The 16266-nt window shown below is 29.8% G+C and carries 16 protein-coding genes; 9 read left to right on the top strand and 7 right to left on the bottom strand.

Annotated elements, in window-relative coordinates; all coding sequences use genetic code 11:
• Positions 1-28: 28 nt before the first annotated feature.
• Complete coding sequence (gene ytvI, locus N4A68_07765; GenBank protein MCT4564206.1) at positions 29-1099, bottom strand: sporulation integral membrane protein YtvI; 1071 nt, start codon at positions 1097-1099, stop codon at positions 29-31.
• Positions 1100-1472: 373 nt separating this feature from the next.
• Between ytvI and N4A68_07760 the strand changes: the two genes are divergently transcribed.
• Positions 1473-2246 (top strand): SDR family oxidoreductase, encoded by a 774-nt coding sequence (locus N4A68_07760; protein MCT4564205.1) that lies wholly within the window; start codon positions 1473-1475, stop codon positions 2244-2246.
• 134 nt (positions 2247-2380) lie between these two features.
• Here N4A68_07760 and N4A68_07755 read toward each other — a convergent pair whose 3' ends face one another.
• A complete protein-coding gene (locus N4A68_07755; protein ID MCT4564204.1) occupies positions 2381-2881 on the bottom strand; it encodes an HAD family hydrolase in 501 nt (166 codons plus the stop codon).
• 270 nt (positions 2882-3151) lie between these two features.
• Here N4A68_07755 and N4A68_07750 point away from each other — a divergent pair, with 270 nt between their 5' ends.
• The gene (locus N4A68_07750; GenBank protein ID MCT4564203.1) at positions 3152-4420 is read left to right on the top strand and encodes an O-antigen ligase family protein; all 1269 of its coding nucleotides are present in this window, start codon (positions 3152-3154) and stop codon (positions 4418-4420) included.
• Positions 4380-4949 carry a hypothetical protein gene (locus N4A68_07745; GenBank protein MCT4564202.1) on the top strand — a complete coding sequence of 190 codons (570 nt, stop codon included), beginning with the start codon at positions 4380-4382 and terminating at the stop codon, positions 4947-4949. Before N4A68_07750 ends, N4A68_07745 begins: the two co-directional genes overlap by 41 nt.
• Positions 4950-5202: 253 nt before the next feature.
• Here N4A68_07745 and N4A68_07740 read toward each other — a convergent pair whose 3' ends face one another.
• Positions 5203-6012 carry an NAD(+)/NADH kinase gene (locus N4A68_07740; GenBank protein MCT4564201.1) on the bottom strand — a complete coding sequence of 270 codons (810 nt, stop codon included), beginning with the start codon at positions 6010-6012 and terminating at the stop codon, positions 5203-5205.
• Positions 6013-6383: 371 nt separating this feature from the next.
• On the opposite strand from N4A68_07740, the gene N4A68_07735 reads away from it, so the two are divergent.
• Positions 6384-6791 carry a (deoxy)nucleoside triphosphate pyrophosphohydrolase gene (locus N4A68_07735; GenBank protein ID MCT4564200.1) on the top strand — a complete coding sequence of 136 codons (408 nt, stop codon included), beginning with the start codon at positions 6384-6386 and terminating at the stop codon, positions 6789-6791.
• A gap of 24 nt (positions 6792-6815) precedes the next feature.
• Positions 6816-7733: an RluA family pseudouridine synthase gene (locus tag N4A68_07730; protein ID MCT4564199.1), complete on the top strand. Its 918-nt coding sequence runs from the start codon at positions 6816-6818 to the stop codon at positions 7731-7733.
• A gap of 52 nt (positions 7734-7785) precedes the next feature.
• Here N4A68_07730 and N4A68_07725 read toward each other — a convergent pair whose 3' ends face one another.
• The gene (locus N4A68_07725) at positions 7786-8235 is read right to left on the bottom strand and encodes a YaaR family protein (protein ID MCT4564198.1); all 450 of its coding nucleotides are present in this window, start codon (positions 8233-8235) and stop codon (positions 7786-7788) included.
• Positions 8236-8568: 333 nt separating this feature from the next.
• Entirely contained in the window at positions 8569-10161 is a 1593-nt protein-coding gene (locus tag N4A68_07720; protein ID MCT4564197.1) for a polysaccharide biosynthesis protein, read from the bottom strand.
• Positions 10162-10350: 189 nt separating this feature from the next.
• Here N4A68_07720 and N4A68_07715 point away from each other — a divergent pair, with 189 nt between their 5' ends.
• The 3 genes from N4A68_07715 to N4A68_07705 all read left to right on the top strand — a co-directional run bounded on the left by N4A68_07715 (position 10351) and on the right by N4A68_07705 (position 12750).
• A complete protein-coding gene (locus N4A68_07715; protein MCT4564196.1) occupies positions 10351-10593 on the top strand; it encodes a hypothetical protein in 243 nt (80 codons plus the stop codon).
• Between the two features lie 75 nt (positions 10594-10668).
• The gene (locus N4A68_07710) at positions 10669-10860 is read left to right on the top strand and encodes a hypothetical protein (GenBank protein MCT4564195.1); all 192 of its coding nucleotides are present in this window, start codon (positions 10669-10671) and stop codon (positions 10858-10860) included.
• A 396-nt stretch (positions 10861-11256) separates the two neighbouring features.
• A complete protein-coding gene (locus tag N4A68_07705) occupies positions 11257-12750 on the top strand; it encodes a PLP-dependent aminotransferase family protein (protein ID MCT4564194.1) in 1494 nt (497 codons plus the stop codon).
• Positions 12751-12838: 88 nt separating this feature from the next.
• On the opposite strand, the gene N4A68_07700 is transcribed toward N4A68_07705, so the two are convergent.
• Both N4A68_07700 and N4A68_07695 read right to left on the bottom strand, forming a co-directional pair.
• Complete coding sequence (locus N4A68_07700) at positions 12839-13243, bottom strand: polymer-forming cytoskeletal protein (GenBank protein ID MCT4564193.1); 405 nt, start codon at positions 13241-13243, stop codon at positions 12839-12841.
• Positions 13244-13258: 15 nt separating this feature from the next.
• Complete coding sequence (locus N4A68_07695) at positions 13259-13810, bottom strand: M23 family metallopeptidase (GenBank protein MCT4564192.1); 552 nt, start codon at positions 13808-13810, stop codon at positions 13259-13261.
• Positions 13811-14998: 1188 nt separating this feature from the next.
• Here N4A68_07695 and N4A68_07690 point away from each other — a divergent pair.
• Positions 14999-16006: a LacI family transcriptional regulator gene (locus tag N4A68_07690; GenBank protein MCT4564191.1), complete on the top strand. Its 1008-nt coding sequence runs from the start codon at positions 14999-15001 to the stop codon at positions 16004-16006.
• The last annotated feature ends 260 nt before the right edge of the window (positions 16007-16266 follow it).

Genomic DNA, 16266 nt, shown 5'->3' with positions numbered 1-16266 from the left:
ACATTATATAAAAACACATGAAAATTATTTATTTTTCATTTTTAATATGGGGATTCAAGGTAGGTATAATACCCATTTTTTGAAGAGCTAATATGGATATAACGATTATTGGGCCAAGTATTATTCCAATAAAACCAAATAATCTAATTGCAATATAAATAGACATCAAAGTTACTAATGGGTATAAACCTATTTGTGTACTTAATATTTTAGGCTCCAAAGTTTGTCTAACAATAGTAATAGTCAAATAAAGTATTAGAAGAAAAATCGCTGTATTAAAATCATTGTGTAAAAGCTTAAGGATAATCCATGGTATATAAATTGATCCTGAACCTAACACAGGCAAAGCATCTACAAAACTAACTATTAAGGCAATAAGAATTGAGTAATTTGCACCTATTAAGGTTAGACCTATGGCGCTTTCAACAAAGGTGATAGTCATAAGTATGAGCTGAGCCTTGATATATCCTAATAAAGCGGAGAACAAATCATCCTTTAAAATTTTTAATTTTTTGCTTTTAAATATACTGTCGGGTATACGAATTCTTATAAATTTATATATTTTTTCTTTATCCTTCGATATAAAGAATGAAGAGAGCAAAGTAAACAAAATAAATAAAACAAAATTTGGTATTGCAGTTACAAAATTTAAAGTAGATGTTGCCAATACGCCAATATATTTTGTTAAGGAATTCAAAATATTGTATAGGGTATCATATATTGACTGGGATATGTCTGGGGAAATATTTATGTAAAGGGACTGAAATTTAGTATCAAAATATGAAAGAAAATCCTTTGTTTTAATACTTAAGTCCGGTAGTTTGTTGGATAACTTAGTTAGTTCTGAAATTAAAAGTCCACCCAAGGAAGAAACAATTAATCCAGCTATCACAACAAAACCAATAATGGATATAAATGATGCTATTCCCCTATAGATTCTAAATTTTTTATTTAGAAAGGACACTACTGGTTCAACAATTACTGAAATAATCCATCCCAAAATAAAAGGTAGCAAAAGTATTAAAGATTTAGATAAGATAAAGTAAATTAAAATAATAATAAATATTATCATGAGCTTAGAAATAACAATGTTCCCCATTAGAACCTCCTGTATGTAAAAGATTAATTACTCTAACTATATACATATATTATAAATATTAAACCACTAAAATTAAACCCCATTATCCACAGAATTCTGGAAAATATTTAGGTTAGTTTAAATTTTCTATGAATAATTGAATTCAGAGGAAAGGAGTTTTGTAAAAAAGTAAAATTATAGAAAAAATGATATAATATATATTATGTCTTATATGGGGTAGATAGGATACATAATATTTATTACAGAAAATGAAAGAAATATTGGAAATTTTATGTTAAAAATATGTTTATTTTGAGTTTTAAACTATGATATTGTATAATTTATTTTAGATAGTTTTTATTTATATTTTGTACATTATCAAAGGAGGAAAAACATGGGAAGTTTACTTAAAGATAAAAATATATTAATTATGGGAGTTGCTAACAAGTGGAGTATTGCATGGGGAATTTCTAAGAAGTTTATTGAAGAGGAAGCAAATGTTGCTTTTACTTACTTTGGAGAAAAAAGCAAAGCTAATTTAGAGAAATTTTTAAAAGAAGAGAATGTGGAAAATCCATTATTAATTTCATGTGATGTTACAAAGGATGAAGATATCGAAAGAGCCTTTGGAGAAGTTAAGGAAAGAATGGGTTCTCTTAATGGATTAGTACATAGTATTGCCTTTGCTAATAAGGATGAATTACAGGGCTGTTACTATGACACATCAAGGGAAGGATATCTAATGGCTCAAGATATAAGTGCGTATTCATTAGTGGCTGTGTCTAGATATGCTAAGCCTCTTATGTCTGAAGGGGGAAGTATAGTTACTTTATCTTACCTTGGATCAGAAAGGGCAGTTAAAAACTATAATGTAATGGGCGTTGCTAAGGCTGCATTAGAAGCAAGCGTTAGGTATCTAGCTGTTGACTTAGGACCTGGCAACATTACAGTTAACTCTATTTCTGCTGGCCCGATTAAAACCACTTCTGCTAAGGGAGTTAAGAATTTTACAAAACTGCTAAAGGGTTTTGAAGAAGTTGCTCCAATGAAGAGGCTAGTTAAAACAGAAGAGGTAGCAAATACGGCTTTATTTCTATGTAGTGACCTTGGCACAGGAGTTACAGGGGAAAATATTCATGTAGATTGCGGATACCATATTGTAGGATAAATTTAGATTAAATAAAAACCATTCATCATACATGCTTATAGTGAATGGTTTTTATTAACAATGATCTAGGTATATGAAAAAAATAATCGAAAGAATGAGTAAGATGAATAGTTTATTTTTTGAATGTGCCTGTGCTATGATAAAATAATTTTTACCGCCTCCGAAAGATTTTTTACTGTATGATTAGCTTTGTGATATGGTTTACCTATTTTAATGGTTTTACATCCAGCTTTAATTCCGGCTTCAATATCGACATCTCTATCTCCAACCATAAAAGAATTATTTAAGTCAATAGAATATTTTTTTGAGAGTCTTTTAAGCATACCCGCTTCAGGTTTTCGGCATTCGCATTTGGTTTTGAAGTGTGGACAAAAATCAATTTCATCTATATGTGCCCCAGATTTTTTTATTTCATTTATTAGTTTACCATGAATTTCTTCTAGGTCCCTTTCTTTAAAATATCCCATTTCTATTCCACCTTGATTAGTTACCACAAAAACATAATACCCGGCCCTATTTAGCCTTAGAATTGACTCCGCTGACCATGGGTATATTTTTAAGTCTTCAGGTTTGTTAACGGGTTTATAGTTATCATTAATTACACCATCTCTATCTAAAAAAACTGCTTTACTCATAATATGACCTCCTAGCTTATTTGCGATTCATTTTAATCTTAAATTTGCTTGTTTATAATTAAGGTGAAATATGGAACCTGTGAATGAAAAATAAAAATTAATTAAAAAAGTGTCATTAATGTGATAAAATAAAATTTGGGAAATTTTAAAGGGTTTAATGTATACGATATTGGGAATAAAGTATGACATTAAATATTATACCTCAAATTTCCTTATCTATGTTTATAATATAGCTCATTAAAAGGAGTAAAAATTTTCGGAGGAATCAAAGTGAAAAAGGAACAGGTTGTTAAACTAGTAGTAATTGGTTCGTTAATATGCAGCTCGGTTATACCATTTTCTGGCTATGCCATTTTTTTATCATTTCTTTTTTATGAATTGGTAAAGGGTGAATTGAAGGATTTAATATGTTTATTAGTCAAAGAAAAGCTTGTACTCAGCCTATTTTTTATGGGGGTTTTTTCTTTAATTGTATCGGACTACAAGATGGATAGCCTATTGGGAGTGGGTGTAATATTTGTTTTAATTTTTATGTATCTTGTTATTAGGAAGTATTTATATTCAATTAATGATACCATGGACATATATAAATATTTTGTAATTAGTAATATAATTATTTCAATATACGGTATTATTCAATTTTATTTTGGAAAGGACGTCTTTTTTGCATCAGGATGGATAGATAGTGAAGTATATAGTATTACTATGCGAGCCTACTCAAGTTTACTGAATCCAAATGTATTAGCAGGTTATTTGGTCTTTTGCAGCTGCCTTCAGTTAACTTCTTTAGAAAATATTACATACAGAAGGATAAATATTATATCTTTAGTTTTATCTAGCTTTTGTTTGATACTCACTTACTCTAGAGGCGCTTGGTTAACATTATTGATTATAGCCTTTTTAGTATTTCTTTATAGGAAAAAAGTTATTTATATAATATATTCATTTATATTTTTTATTTCTTTGCTTCTAATCAATGGGTCAACAGGAATCGAAAGGATTAATTTGGGTAAATCCTTACATGATCACAGTATTCAATACAGACTAGAAATTTATAAAGCTACACTAAAGAGTATAAAGGATCATTTTTTCTTTGGTAGCGGTTTGAATACAATGAAGTATTATATAAATTATTATTCAAATGAAATTGATTCACCAGTATACCATGCCCATAATATCATTTTAAACATACTTGGTGAAACAGGATTTATTGGCTTGATTTTTTTTGGTATAATTTTATTAGGCATAATAAAAAGTATATATTATATATATAAATCACAAAATAATATGTATAAGGACATTGCTATATCTAGTATATTGAGCTTGATTTCAATATTTATACATGGATTTATAGATGCGGCAATTATTGCTCCACAATTTTCATTTTTTGTAGTAATTATTTATTCCTTGATTATTAACATAAGACATAATAGTTTTCTTGAAGAAAAGATTGGAAAACCTTGTTCTACTAATATAAATAATAGTGGAGGGGAATTATATGGAACAAGAGATACTGGCATTAAAAAGAGCAATTTTTGAGCTAGAGAGAAATGATTTCTCAAAGGATCAAACTAGAGCTTTAAGGAATATTGATGATATTATCCATATTTGTCAAAGAATCAAAGGTGATATTGATGGCACACAGGATGTGATTAAATATAGTAACTTGAAGTGTGTAAAAATAAATACAATTTCTTTTGTTTATAAACCCATACTAGTGAAAAATTATTTTGAAGGGGATTATATTATTCGGTTTGGTGAAGAAAGAGCAAAGGATTTAAAGGAAGCTAGAGCTTTAGATGCTCATAATGAATTTTGGATTCAGCATAAAACCATAAAAGGCAATATTTTTGGATCTATTCCAAGGGAGTTTTTAAATGAAAAATCTTTAAAATCCCTTTTAAGCAGTGGATGGAAGCATGCAGAGGTTGATATAATAGATATAAAGGATGATAGCGAAAACATAAAAGAAATAATCAATTTTTGTGAAAATACATTTGATCATTATATTCTCATTAAGGAAGAATTGACAAAGACACATTTAATATTAAATTATAGAATCGATTAGAGATAAGGATTTTATTTAAATTCCTATATAGACATCTGAACCCAAATTTTAATTTATGCACATCAAAAATCCCTAGAAACATAGGATATTTTGAGATGTATAAATTAAGTTTAACTTTGGGAAATCTATATAGTTTTTAGCATCTACATATTAGGGAATAGTTTAACTTAAAAGAAATTTATTTTATAAAAGCAAGGCATTACCCAATAAAATTAACATGGGCAATGCCCTATTTATTATAGGTTGATCTATTTTATAGAAATTTTTCTTTAGCTTTATTCCAAAAATTATATTCTTTGAATCGTAAAAGCTTCACTTTCAGTTCTGATAATTTGATTTGTACTTCAACTATTTCATTGTATCTATGCTCGGTACCATCGGTTATAATTAAAACGGAATTTTCATATGTATACTCAGGTTGAACCTTTATTGTAGATCGCTTAGGTACTATTATACTTGATGTGAATGAACGGTATGCTACGGTATTTATAGGAGCAATAGGCGTAATTTGTAGTAAATTAAGCCTAGGGTCCACGATACTACCGCCTAAGGAATAATTATAGGCAGTACTACCGGTTGGCGTAGCTATTAAAATCCCATCACCACTAAACCTTTCTAAGAAGCTTTTGTCAAGAGAAAGATTTAAGTGAATTGTGTTAGACTTGAAACCCTTTATGACAATTTCATTTATACCTAGTATTTCTATACAACTACTACGAGTACATATTAAGCCTTCTACTAGGTTAATTTCATCAATGTTATAATCGCCATTCTTGTATTTAAAGATAAATTCATCTAGCTCATAGGGAGATAAATCTTGAAAGAAGCCCAGATGACCAGTATTGATACCTATTACAGGTATATCGGGGAAATCATGCTTGTGTAGGGTTCTTAAGAATGAGCCATCACCACCTATGCATATGATTAAATCTCCATTTGGGTCAAAGGTGTCGGGAACGAAAAAATTATTTTTTTCTAGTTTATGCTGCATTATCCTAGCTGTTTCCTTTGAAACTGGCTTGTTGTTTGAGACTATGTTTACTATTTTAGTATATTTCTGCATAAAAATGCTCCTTATATATAGGGCTTATGTGGTAAAACTTAATTTGCACATGTACACATACTTAGGATTTCTAGGAGCTTTGGACATGTATAGATTAAAGTATTTACTTAAATCCCTATAATTCTAGATTTTTTGGAACTTATAGATAGAGAGTCGAGGGCAAATTTCAATTTATACATATGCAAACCTTCGATGATTCCAAGGATTTTTGATATGTATAAATTAAGGTTTTGACTGTAATCTCTACAGGGGGTATTCAAATAAACGATTTAAATTGACAATTATTTTTCATATTTTAGTATTATTCTTGAATAATTTAAAAATTCCTTCAAAGTATATATTAAAGAAATATTTTTTTTGGAGGAATCATGATGCCTATAATTGTTTTAGCTGGAATAATAAGATATAGAAATAAAATACTTATTGCAAAAAGATTTGTAAAGGAACTAAATATGTATAAATGGGAGTTCCCAGGGGGAAAATTGGAAAAGGACGAAGGTCTAGTTGGGTGTTTGAAGAGAGAGATAAAAGAGGAACTAAATTTAGATATAACTGTTGGAGAAATATTTGAAGTAGTGTATTATAGATATAGTGAAAAGGATGTTGTGATTTTAGCCTATTTATGCAATTCAAATACTTACAATGCACAAGCAATTGAGTGCTGTGAATATCATTGGATAGAATATGAAGAGCTTAATAGATATGACTTTTTAGAAGCAGACAAAGCCATTGTAAAAAAGCTATACAGATACAAAGAAAATATATATGAATTGCAGTAATAAAAATAAGAATAAGGTGATAAGATGACTAAGGAAATTAATTCTAATACGTTGATATACAAGATATGTGATAATGATGTGGGAATAAAATTAAAAGAAGTTCTATATGATAGAATGAGGCTCTCAGGTAGATTGACTAGAAAGCTAAAAAGAAGTAAAACCATCTATGTTAATGATAATAATACATTCTTGCATGGTGCCTTAAAAAAAGGTGACGTTGTAAAGGTTATAATGCTAGACGATCCTAATAATTTTGAGCCCCAGGATATCCCTATTGATACTATTTATGAGGATATGGACCTTTTGATTATCAATAAGCAACCTAATATTGTAGTTCATCCTACAAAAGGACATCCAGATAATACTATAGCTAATGGGTTAGTTAATTATTTACAAAAAACACAGCAAAGCTTTAAAATCAGATTTATAAATAGATTGGATAGGGATACTTCTGGTTTATTGATGATAGGAAAAAATCCCTTTGCACAACAGGAGCTATCAAATCAGATGGCTAGTAACCTTGTAGAGAAAAAATATTTAGCAGTTGTAAGGGGAGTCATAAAAAGTGACAGTGGAACTATAGATGCTCCAATAGGTCGTATGGAGGAGGATTCTATACATAGAACGGTAATCCAAAGTGGGCAAAGGAGTATTACACATTTTGAGGTAATAGATAGATATCATGATGCTAGTTTTGTTAGATTAACATTAGAAACTGGTAGAACCCACCAGATTAGAGTGCATATGAAGCATATAGGACATCCTTTGATAGGTGATGAACTTTACGGTTATGTAAATGAGGACTTAATCAATAGGCAAGCTTTACATGCAGAAACCTTAAGATTTAATCAACCAAGAACAGGTGAAGAAAAGTTTGTGAAAGCAGAAATGCCAGAAGATATAAAGAATCTGATTGTAAAGCTAAAGAATCATGGAGAATAACTTATCCATGATTCTTTAGCTTTAACTATTACTAAGGAAAAATGTATTTGCACTACATAAAGATATCCAATAACATTCCTTTAATACCATCAAGTTTATTTAAAATTTTTAGTTTATCCTTCTCTTTTTCCAAGAAATCCTTTGTTAGGGTTTCCAATTCGTCATCGACTTGTTTGACTATTGATAATACTCTGTGTCTTCCTCTTCTATCAAGAAAATTTTCTTTAGTAAATTTATGGGAATTGGTCACGGTTAAACCCAAAAACTCCTTTACTAATTTTTTGTATTTTAAAATTTCATTTAAATGAAACTTTTTTTCAACCTCCTTTGATTGAAGGTTAATCTCATCTAGCAAAGTGGTAAGTTGTTCCTGTAAAGAGTCTCCATTAAGTTCGTTTAGCTTCAAAGCAAAGTTACTTTGATTTTCCTTATGAATCTTATTGGATTCCTTTATTAATAATGGATTAAGGTTACTTTGCTTATTTATGTCTGATATTTTCATTGGATTTATACACCTCATTATTATGGGGAAATATTTATTTGAGCAAATTTCATAATTACTTTCTATAAAAACCATCTACCATAGATAAACAACATTAAACCTTGAAGTTGTTTGTCTTTACATGTAGTTTTAAAATCCTTATCGCATATTTGTCCATGCATAAGTTAAGTTTAACTTTGGGGAATTTATATATGTAAGACTAAAAATCCACCCTACCATTATACTTTAAACTTTCAAAGTTGCACAGGGAAAACTATCAAATATTCCTAAAGAAACACTACCTCTAATATATATTTCGGATAAATCAATGTATTTTTTTAACTATATTTTGATTTATTTTTTTGTAGTTAATACATACCTTATAGTTTCAAACTTAATGCTTCCTGTAATCACTATTCCTAAAAGGTATACAAAGCCACCAACCGAAGTAGATATTATGATCCCAAGCTTGCCTGGCACACCAATTTGTATAAGTTGTTTATTGCCCAGAGCGATGATAATGACCATTAGAATTGATGATAGTATTGGTTTTATTAAATGATTGATAAGTTTTATTTTTATATTTACAAAGTGTTTTAAAGCTGTGAAATCTAAAAAGAACATAGTAAATGATGATAATATAAATCCAATAATGAATCCATTTATACCTATTTTAGGATTTGAAACTAAGAAATAGATACAGATTAAATGTATTGTCATGCCTATGAAATGATTTATTGTAGTAAGTACCTGCTTACCTAAGCCATGTAAAACGCCGCTAATTATATGGTGAAGGCTTAAGAAAATGACAGAATAGGATAAATATCTCAAGTGAATTCCAACACTAGGCTTATCGTAAAGAAAACTACAAATAGGTATACCAAAGAAGAAAAATATAAATGCTATTGGTATTGATATCAAAAGTGTTACCCTTAAAGCTAGTAATGATTTAACCTCAATATTTGTAGATTTCATTAATGCATTTTCAGCGGATATATTTGGAATAAGATTTACGACAAAGGCTGAAGTTACAATAAAGGGGAGGAACAAAAGGGGCATATTCATTCCAACTACTTCTCCAAATATTGTAACCGATTGTTTAAGGCTATAGCCGCATATCTGTAGACGTTGTGGGACAAGGAACATATTAGCTGATTGCATTAACACAGAAACTAATCTTGCTATAGTTATAGGAAAAGAAATAGCTGCTATTTTAAAAATTAAAGATGCAGTATCAGTAAAATTAGAGGGCATGGTGTTATTTCTTTTATATGAATTAGCAATTAATTTCTTATTACTAAATTTTGAAGGGTATATATTATTGGATCTTAAGCTTAAGACAAGTAGAATAAGTCCTCCTATCTCTCCAACTGTAATTCCTATGGTAGCAATCATAACTGATATTTTTAGATCCTGGGGTTCCCAAATATATAAGAGACTTATTACAAATATTACCCTAAGAAACTGCTCCATGATTTGTGAGTTTGCTGATGGTATTACTCTTTTTATTCCATAATAATAGCTTCTAAAGATAGATGATAAAGTAACAATGGGGATAGCAGGGATTAAGGCAATCAAGCTCATTTCTAGTTTGTTACTTTTTATTATATATTTAATTAAAAGATCATGATTTTTAGATGTTAAGGCACATAAAAATATGGATATGGTAAACCCTAGTAATAAACTGATTCGTAAAGTTTTTTTACAAGATTTATAGTCATTAAGGGACATTTTTTGTGCAACAATCTTTGATACAGCAACTGGTATTCCTGAAGAAGTAATGGTGATGATAACTAAAAAAGCATGGAAAACCAAATGATATAGCCCAATTCCCTCTGAACCTAAAAATCTTGACAATAAAATTTTGTAGATGAAGCCGAGAAATCTTGCTAAAAAATTAGCTGCTATTAAAACTATAGTACTATATATGAACGTATCTTTTTTCAAAGTATTACCTTCTTTCGTTATGCATTTGATAATATTATTTTGTTTAATGGGTAAATTGCATATGAACTGTTTAATAGATATTCTAAAATTCCATTGAATATGACAATGGAACAAATATGAATGATATATATACTTTGAAAAAGGGCCTAAAAAATCAGCTTATATTTTGTTGTGTGAGGAGATGAACATATGGAACAAATTTGTCCGTTATGCAATGGATTGAAGGAATATGAGATACGATGTAGCAAATGCCATGGGAAAATGATAGACAAGGGAAGGATAGCCGATTATTATGATAATTATAGCTCCTATTTAGAAATGAGTATAACAGAGCTTTTGGATGGAGTACCAAATGACAAATGTGTACACCTATTTGTATGTCCATATTGCAATAATGATAAAAGAATTATTATTGATAAGATTTCAAAATGATTTAAGGTACATTCATACATAAAATTACTTTGAAATGAGAAAATAATAAGGAATAGTATGAGGAGGTGTAATTATATGAATCTGAATACAAGGGATACTGTTATGAAGAAGCTGCTAGATGCCCAAGAGAACGTCCGTGATTATGAAACGTTTTCAAAGCAGGTGGATGATACTGAAGTGAGTAAAGCATTTAAACAGTTTGCTGAAGAGTCAGGAATGCAGGCAAGGAAACTTCAAGAATTGATTGATAAATATGATAATAAATAAAGTGTGGGTTTTCCACACTTTATTTTAAAGTTGAGATATTGATGGAATATAAATATTATTAAAATTGAGTGACTATGTACTATAGGGATTTTAGTATAGACTTTAACTTATACTATGAAAACCCTATACAGATAAACAACTTGAAGGTTTAATATATTTCAAAGAAAAAATGTAGGAGCGTTCATTATTTTCTCTGAAATATATTTTAAGTCTTAATTTTATTTATCGAGGAAATTGCATAACTCTTACTTGGAAGAATTGCATAATATAAAGGTAATTATGCAATTTGCTCTATCTATACTAGGTTTTGTTTGAAATAATATTGTATTAGTTTATAATAAATATATGAAAAACTGTTACTTTAATATATTTTATTGATAATGGAGGTGGTATATTATGGATAGATTCAAAACGATTGTATTGAATAGAAATTCTACTGAACATTTATATAGTCAGCTATATAATTCCATAAAAGATTTAATTGTCGACAAAAAAATTAAAGCCCATGAAAAGCTGCCACCTATTAGAAAGCTTGCGGATTTACTTGGTGTTAATAATATTACCATAGTGAAGGCATATAATCTTCTTGAAAATAAAAATTATATTTACAAAAAGGTGGGAAGTGGCACCTTCGTTTCTCCTATAAAGGATGAAAACTCCTTAAGCCGATTAGGGGGCTTAGAAGAGGATGCATATGATGATATAAGGTTAATGGATAGAGGGCAAATAGAGGTTAGAGAAAATATGATTAACTTTGCAAGTGCAACTCCTACTCCTCAGCTATTTCCAGTAAGTGATTTTAAGGAAGTACTAAATGAAGTACTGGATAGGGACAAGGGATTAGCCTTTGGATATCAAGAAAGCAAGGGATATTTTCCCCTAAGAGAGTATATAGTGGAATATTTGGAGTTTTATCAAATCAATACTGGGATTGAAAATATACAGATAATATCTGGAGCGCAACAAGGAATAGATATAATATCTAAGGCACTATTAAAGCATGGAGATACGGTGATAGTGGAGTCACCTACATATACGGGGGCAATTGCTACCTTTGAATCAAGAGGGGTAAAAATGATACAAGTACCAATCACAAAGGAAGGAATAGACTTAAACAAATTAGAAGAATATATTGAAAAATATAATCCAAAGCTTATATATACCATGCCTAACTTTCAAAATCCAACTGGCTATTCATATAGCTTAGAGACTAAAAAAGGGCTCTTAGAATTGGCAAGTAAAAAGGGTTTAATTATTATTGAAGATGATTATTTAACGGATCTGAATTTTTATACTAATGATAATGTTACATTGAAAAGTATGGATAAAAATGAAAATGTAATATATATCAAAAGCTTTTCAAAAATGTTTATGCCAGGTTTACGTTTAGGTCTTCTTATAGTACCTATTAATCTAAATAACGAAATATTGGTTGCAAAGCAAGCGTCGGATATATCGACTTCAAGTCTTATTCAAAGGGCATTTGACTTATATTTGAGGAAGGGAATTTGGAAAAGACATATTACTTATATGAAAAAAAACTATAGGGAACGATTTGATGTTATGGTTAAAAGCCTAGAAAGATATTTGCCAGAGGGAACCACATTCGTAAGACCACAAGGTGGAATAAACTTTTGGATTGGTCTAGCGGATGGATTTTCTGCTAATGAGCTTTATTCTCATGGGATAAGCAAGGATGTAGCATTTATTCCAGGCGGTGTTTTTTACCCAGAGGAGATTGATAGTAATTACTTAAGATTAAGCATAGCGGATGTTTACCCCGATGATATAGAAATTGGAATTCAGAAATTAAGTGAAACTATAGCTAAATATTATGAGAAAAGCAATGTCAAACTTCAAAGGAAAAGTATATATAGACCGATATTGTAATGGGCTTTAAGTTGTTTTTGTCATAGGACGAAAAAAGCAAAGGCGTGCATTTTGCACGCCTCAGATTGTTGGAAAAGTCAACAAGATGTCAGGCTGTTGCCTTTTCCCTAGATGTTTTTTTAGTATCCTTCATTTGAGTAGAGGTATTATTCATCATTTTACATTTACCATCAAATATAGCTTTATCTTCAACTATGAAGCTTTCTACTTCAATATCACCAGAGATTTTTCCGGTACTACATATCTTAAGTTGTCCAGAAGCCTTTATGTTGCCATCTACAATACCTGATATTTCAATACTATCTGTTTTAATATTACCTATAACTTTACCTTCTTTACCAATTATGATGTTTCCGCTTACGTCTATATCACCGTTAAAATGACCGTCTATTCTAAGCAGGCCACTAGTTTTTAATGAACCTTCAAAGGCGGCGTTGTTGCCTATTAAGGTATCAAATCCTTGAGGTGAAGTATTGTTTTTCTTTTTTATCATTATAGTTCCTCCTAATTATTTTTTATTGTTTTTAAGGACCCCTAATGGGTCAATTTGTTTTCCATTATAACGAACTTCAAAATGAACATGGGGACCAGTACTTCTTCCTGTGCTGCCAAGCTCAGCTATTACTTGTCCTTTTTTTACCCTATCACCAACATTAACAAGGTTATTCTTATTATGGGCATAAACACTTTTATAACCATATCCATGGGATACTATAATCACTTTACCATAACCACCGTTCCAGCCAGAATAGGTCACAATACCACTGGCTGCTGCAGTAATATTTGATCCTGATTTGTTAGCAATATCTAAACCTTTATGAAATTGACGCCTGTTAGAGATGGGATGTATTCTGTAACCAAATTTAGAAGTTATTTTTCCTATGACAGGCCAACTATCGGGAACAGCATCTAAATATTTTAATTGTTTTTCAACTTCCTTGGCAAATTCATCATATTTTTCTTTCTCTGAGTCAATTAAGCTTGTGATAGAATCAACAGTGTCATAATCAGATAAATCTGTTAAATCATAAAATTCATCGTCATAGAAGCTCTTTGTCATACTGGTAATAGCCCTTGAAGTTATAGGAGTAGTAGTATGACCGTCCTCTGGTTTTAACCCAACCATATTTCTAATTTTATCTTCAAGATCATATAATTGTGAAAGCTTAGTTTTGACAATCTTTGTGGTTCTTTTTAATTCATTTATCTCAATATCTTGATGTTCAATAACTGAATTCAGACTCCTTATATCACCATTTTTTCTTTGCAGATCTTCTACGAGGGAAGATCTATTAGTGAAAAGATAAAAGGTTGAGGTAATAAAAAAGATAGAAGAAGAAGCAAAAAAAATTAAAGTGAAATAAATTATTGGTTTATAGAGCTTAAACTGCTTTATATTTTCCCCACTATGGGGAATTACAACAAGGGTAAATCTTTCTTTAAACATTTTCTTTATATTTAACAAAATATCCATTAATCAATATCCTCCATGAAAAAAATAAATATTAAAAATATGTGAATAAAATATTACAGAAATAATTACCATACTATAATTCAACATTTATCGCGAAAATCCTCTTAAAAAGGACAAGAAAAAAATATAAATATAAAAAAGATTAGTACTTGAGGAAATTACATATGGTAATATTATCCTTAATTTGAATATTTAAGATATAGCATATTTGGTGGGTGGTATAGCTTTGAAGATTTTTAAACTACATGTAGTAAATGGTTTTTATAGAAAGTAATTATACAATTTGCTCACTTGTTAAAATAGAGGAATTTATTGATACTTGTAGAAAATAAATATCTTAAGGCTAATAATATGCATTTACAGTGTTGAAGGATATAAAAAAGTGTTTTCAGAGGTGAAATTTTTCCAATGGGGCATAACCCAGGAAGCTAATTATGCAATTTTCTCAGATGGTATAAACCAAATTAAAAAATAATTAATAATGTAAATAACATAAATTACGAAGGACATGGTATAATAGTTACTAATCAAAATCAATTTAGTTAAAACAGCTTCAAGCATGATAAGGTAAAATCATTTATATGTATACCTATAAAAAATGTTATACAAAATGGAATTTTATTGTTTTCCATACCTAATTGATGAGAAAAAATTCGACTTTAATACATTTAATCTAGTTAGATCCTTAAGTTGTATTATTGCTTGGGTATTTTAAAAAGCCACCGTGGGATATTAAAATTAAAAAATTAAAGATTTTATTAAAGAGGTGATAAAATGGCTGTTACAATCAAAGATGTAGCAAAAAAAGCTAATGTATCGATATCGACTGTTTCAAGGGTAATTAATGATTCAAAACCTGTAAGTGATGAGATTAAACAGAGAGTATTAAAGGTTATAGAGGAGACTGGTTATACTCCAAATCCCGTTGCAAGAAGTCTTGTTATGAAGAAAAGTCAGTTAATTGGTGTTATTGTCCCAAGTATTTCGGATTTCTTCATAGGAGAAGTTTTAAATGGAATTGAAGAAATTGGAAAAATGTATAACTATGATATACTGCTTTGTAATACATATGGAGAGGTTAACCAAGAACTTAGATATCTTAATTTATTAAAGTCAAAACAGGTTGAAGGAATAATCTTTATGACAAGGGTAATAAAGGAAGAACATAAGGAATTCTTCAATAAAGAGGATATACCAATTGTAATGATTAACAGGGATATTTCAGATTTTAATGTTACTTCCGTTAGTATTGATCATCATAAAGCGGCTTATGAAATGACAAAGTATTTAATCGATAAAGGTCATAGAAAAATAGCATTATTTAGGGGATGGATAGAAAATTATGTTTTTGGTATAGATCAATATGAAGGATATGCCAAAGCAATGAAGGAAAATGATATCGATATAGATGAAAGATTGATTAAGAATTGTAAATTCAATCTAGAATTAGCCTATGATGCCGTACAGGAAATGATTAAGGATAACATACTACCAACAGCGATATTTGCTACAACAGATTCTATGGCCTTCGGGGCTATCAACTCATTAATTGATAATGGGTACAAAGTTCCAGAGGATGTATCTGTCGTAGGTTTCAACGATATTAAGCTTGCTTCGATTTATAGACCAAAATTAACTACCATAAGACAACCCTTATATGATATAGGGGCGGTGGCTATAAGGGTCATAATTAAGAAGATTAAAGGAGAAGAGAGTAAAGAGAGTATCTTTGTATTGCCCCATGAGTTAGTTGAAAGGGATAGCTGTAGAAGTATAAAATAATTTATGCCAAAGCTCGATAAAACCGTTCCTTTAATTTTAGGTATATTCAAAAAGATAAACCAGTCATCTTACCTGTTCCTTTGATTATTTTGTAACTTGACTTGTTTATTTTTTATATGTGAGGAAATTGCATAACTCTTACTTGGCTAAACCTAATATGCGAATATCATCCTTGATTTAATTGCTTAAGATATAAGCATATTTGATGGTATGGCTTTGAAGAATTTTAGACTACATATGGTAGATAGTTTTTCTAGAAG

The sequence above is a fragment of the Maledivibacter sp. genome (genome assembly GCA_025210375.1).
Lineage (GTDB): Bacteria > Bacillota > Clostridia > Peptostreptococcales > Caminicellaceae > JAOASB01.
The sequence above is the reverse complement of the archived record's forward strand: the minus strand, read 5'-3'. Positions and strand labels throughout refer to the sequence as shown.